1 protein-coding gene, 1 tRNA gene and 3 pseudogenes are annotated in these 3,073 nt (G+C 59.7%); 1 reads left to right on the top strand and 4 read right to left on the bottom strand.

Features of this window, described 5'->3' with window-relative positions:
* Positions 1-121 precede the first annotated feature (121 nt).
* Together V2S85_RS26935 and V2S85_RS26930 are read right to left on the bottom strand one after the other, a co-directional pair.
* Positions 122-340: pseudogene (locus V2S85_RS26935) on the bottom strand (transposase); the annotation flags it as partial.
* A 229-nt stretch (positions 341-569) separates the two neighbouring features.
* Positions 570-1,088 (bottom strand): annotated as a pseudogene (locus V2S85_RS26930) (hypothetical protein).
* 180 nt (positions 1,089-1,268) lie between these two features.
* Between V2S85_RS26930 and V2S85_RS26925 the strand changes: the two are divergent.
* Positions 1,269-2,348 (top strand): annotated as a pseudogene (locus tag V2S85_RS26925) (recombinase family protein); the annotation flags it as partial.
* Positions 2,349-2,600: 252 nt separating this feature from the next.
* Here V2S85_RS26925 and V2S85_RS26920 read toward each other — a convergent pair.
* Complete coding sequence (locus V2S85_RS26920) at positions 2,601-2,840, bottom strand: hypothetical protein (protein WP_330705850.1); 240 nt, start codon at positions 2,838-2,840, stop codon at positions 2,601-2,603.
* Between the two features lie 106 nt (positions 2,841-2,946).
* Positions 2,947-3,023: transfer RNA gene (locus V2S85_RS26915), tRNA-Met, on the bottom strand.
* Positions 3,024-3,073 lie beyond the last annotated feature (50 nt).

Raw genomic sequence — 3,073 nt, 5'->3', positions numbered from 1 at the left:
GCAGCAGCTCGTTCTTCTCGGCCTCGGTCAGAACATGAAGCGGCGGTGGCGGCATCCGTAGGGTGAATCAGCCAATCGACCTCCGCGCAACACTTTTCTGCCAACCCCGTGAGCAATTACCCTCCCGGAGCACACGGTTCTCCAGGCGAAGCCGTTCATTCTCCCGTGCCAGATCAGCCTGCGGCGCGGACACCAGGTCCGAGGGGCGATAATGCGACACCCATTTGTTCAGGGTCGACTTGCCGACCCCCAAATCCGACGCAACCCGTTCGCGCGGCAACCCGCTGGTCAGCGCAATGCGCACCGCCTCCTGCTTGAACTCTTCGCTATGCTTGATCATCTCGTCGGTCTCCTTGAACGAGCCTTAAACTCTCAGGTGACCGGCGCAAAACCGTTACAAGTCCAAGAGCTCTTCCGCCCCGGATCGAGCGGCTCTCGGGCCGCTCGGCGGACGCATCGGATGCCGACGCGGCCATCGCCAAAGCGCAGGCGAAGATCGACATGCGATCTCGGCGCGTGGCAAATGATCGCTACGGCCGGCGGGCCTGGCTCGATCCGGCCGCCGGTTCCTAGCGGTCGATCTCGCCAAACACGATATCGAGCGAGCCGAGGATCACGGTGACGTCGGCGAGCATGTGGCCGCCAGTCATGAAATCCATTGCCTGAAGATGGGAAAAGCCGGTCGGACGGATCTTGCAGCGATAGGGCATGTTCGAGCCGTCCGCGCCCAGATAGACGCCGAACTCGCCCTTGGGGCTTTCGGTCGCGACATAGACCTCGCCGGCGGGGACGTGGAAGCCCTCGGTGTAGAGCTTGAAGTGATGGATCAAGGCTTCCATCGACTGCTTCATCTCGCCGCGGAGCGGTGGCACGACCTTGGCGGTCGAAGCTCGCGACTGGTCCCTCCGGCATCTCGTTGAGGCACTGCTTCATGATCCGCGCCGACTGGCGGACCTCCTTGACCCGCACCATCATACGGTCGTAGCAGTCGCCCGCGGAGCCGATGGCACATCGAAATCCATGCGATCATAGACATCATAGGGCTGGCTCTTGCGCAGGTCCCAGGGGACGCCTGAAGCGCGCAGCATCGGGCGGAGAAACCCCAGGCAGTTGCATCATTGCGGCCAACGGCGCCGATATCGACATTGCGTTCCTTGAAGATGCGGTTGTCGGCGACCAGCGCGATCGAGATCGTCACCTGACCCCCGTCAGCTACAAGTGTCACAGACCGCGACGTTGGCTCTCCGGATTGGATAGGCGCGCAGGACATGCTAATTTCTCAGCAGGAGAACGATATGACCCGCGTCGCCCTTTACGCTCGCTATTCCGACGACAAGCAAAGCCCTGCATCTATCGATGACCAGTTCCTGGTTTGCCGTGAGCAAGCAGGTCGTGAAGGCTGGCGTATCATCGGTACATATAAGGATGCAGCGATCTCTGGCGCGAGCGTCATTCTGCGGCCGGGTATCCAAGCCTTGCTACGTGATGCACAGATGCGCCAATTTGACGTTGTCCTGGCAGAAGCGCTCGATCGCGTTTCTCGCGACCAGGCGGACATTGCTACACTCTACAAACATCTCCAGTTTGCCGGGATCAAGGTTGTCACTTTGGCGGAAGGTGAGATTTCCGAACTGCATGTTGGCCTGAAGGGTACGATGAACGCTCTCTTCCTCAAGGATCTTGCGAAGAAAACCCATAGGGGTCTTCGCGGTCGAGTTGAAAAGGGCAAGTCGGGCGGTGGTCTTTGTTACGGCTATGATGTCGTGCGTCGCTTTTCCAGCGAAGGCGAGGCGGTTCATGGCGAACGCACTATCAACGATGCTGAAGCGGAAGTCGTGCGTCAGGTTTTCCGGCACTTCGCGAATGGGCTTAGCCCACATGCGATCGCCGGCCGCCTCAATGAAGCAGGGATCGCCGCTCCAACTGGCAAACTCTGGACGTCGACCACGATCCGCGGTCACGCAAAGCGCGGCACAGGTTTGATCAATAATGAGCTCTATATCGGCAAGCTGGTCTGGAATCGGCTGCGCTATTTGAAGAATCCCCAGACCGGCAAGCGTGTCTCGCGCATCAATCCGCGGTCCGAGTGGATCGTTACCGAAGTACCTCATCTGCGGATCCTGGACGACGAACTCTGGCAGGCCGCAAAAGCGCGACAGGAAGATATCGCGATTCAATATGCCGGCGTCATCGAAGCGACGCGCTCGGCCCACAACGCGATGAATCGGACTCATCGCCCGAAGAGCCTGCTGTCGGGCCTTGTTTACTGCGGCTGCTGCGGCGGGTCTTATACCCTTCGCGGGCAGGGGCGGTTTGCCTGTTCGAACCATGTCGACACGAGAAGCTGTTCTAACGGACATAGCATTGCGCGAGAGAAGCTGGAGACCCGTGTTCTCGATGGTCTGCGTGACCGGTTGATGAGTCCCGAAGTTGCTGCCGAAGCCATTCGCACCTGCGTCGAAGAAACCAATCGCCTTAATCACCAGCGTCGCGCCACAGACAGCGCGGATCGGGCTGAGCTCGACAACGTCCTGAAGGCGATAAAAGGACTGGTGACCCTAGCAACGGAAGGCAAGGGAACGCGCTCGCTCGTCGATCAATTACTGGAACTCGAGGCGCAGGAAGATGCCATCCGCGCCCGGCTCGCAGCAGCCCCGGCGGATGTTCCGGATATCCATCCAAATATCTCGGAGATCTACCGCCGTAAGGTGGAGCGACTGGCCGAGGCGCTTTCCTCCCCGGAAGAACGACAGGAAGCAGCTGACGCGCTCCGTGCGCTCATTGAGCGCATTGTCCTGACGCCGGGCGCGAAACGGGGTGAGGTCAACGCCATGCTGCATGGCGAGTTTGGGACCATTTTGAATTGGCTAGAACGGCAGCAATCCGCCAAAAACGACGACACCCCCGGCGCTTTTGCGCCGGGGGTGTCCGGTATGTCGGTTTCAATGGTTGCGGGGGCAGGATTTGAACCTGCGACCTTCAGGTTATGAGCCTGACGAGCTACCGGGCTGCTCCACCCCGCGTCACCATTATGGGCTGATTGTCAGCCCGGAGCGTTTTTTGTGTATTCATT

Origin of the sequence: Novosphingobium resinovorum (assembly GCF_036352595.1) — a bacterium.
Classification (GTDB): domain Bacteria; phylum Pseudomonadota; class Alphaproteobacteria; order Sphingomonadales; family Sphingomonadaceae; genus Novosphingobium; species Novosphingobium resinovorum_B.
The sequence above is the reverse complement of the archived record's forward strand: the minus strand, read 5'-3'. Positions and strand labels throughout refer to the sequence as shown.

Coding starts and splice junctions, on each gene's coding strand:
- V2S85_RS26920 (WP_330705850.1), bottom strand. CDS start 2,840: ATGCAGCATGGCGTTGACCTCACCCCGTTTCGCGCCCGGCGTCAGGAC.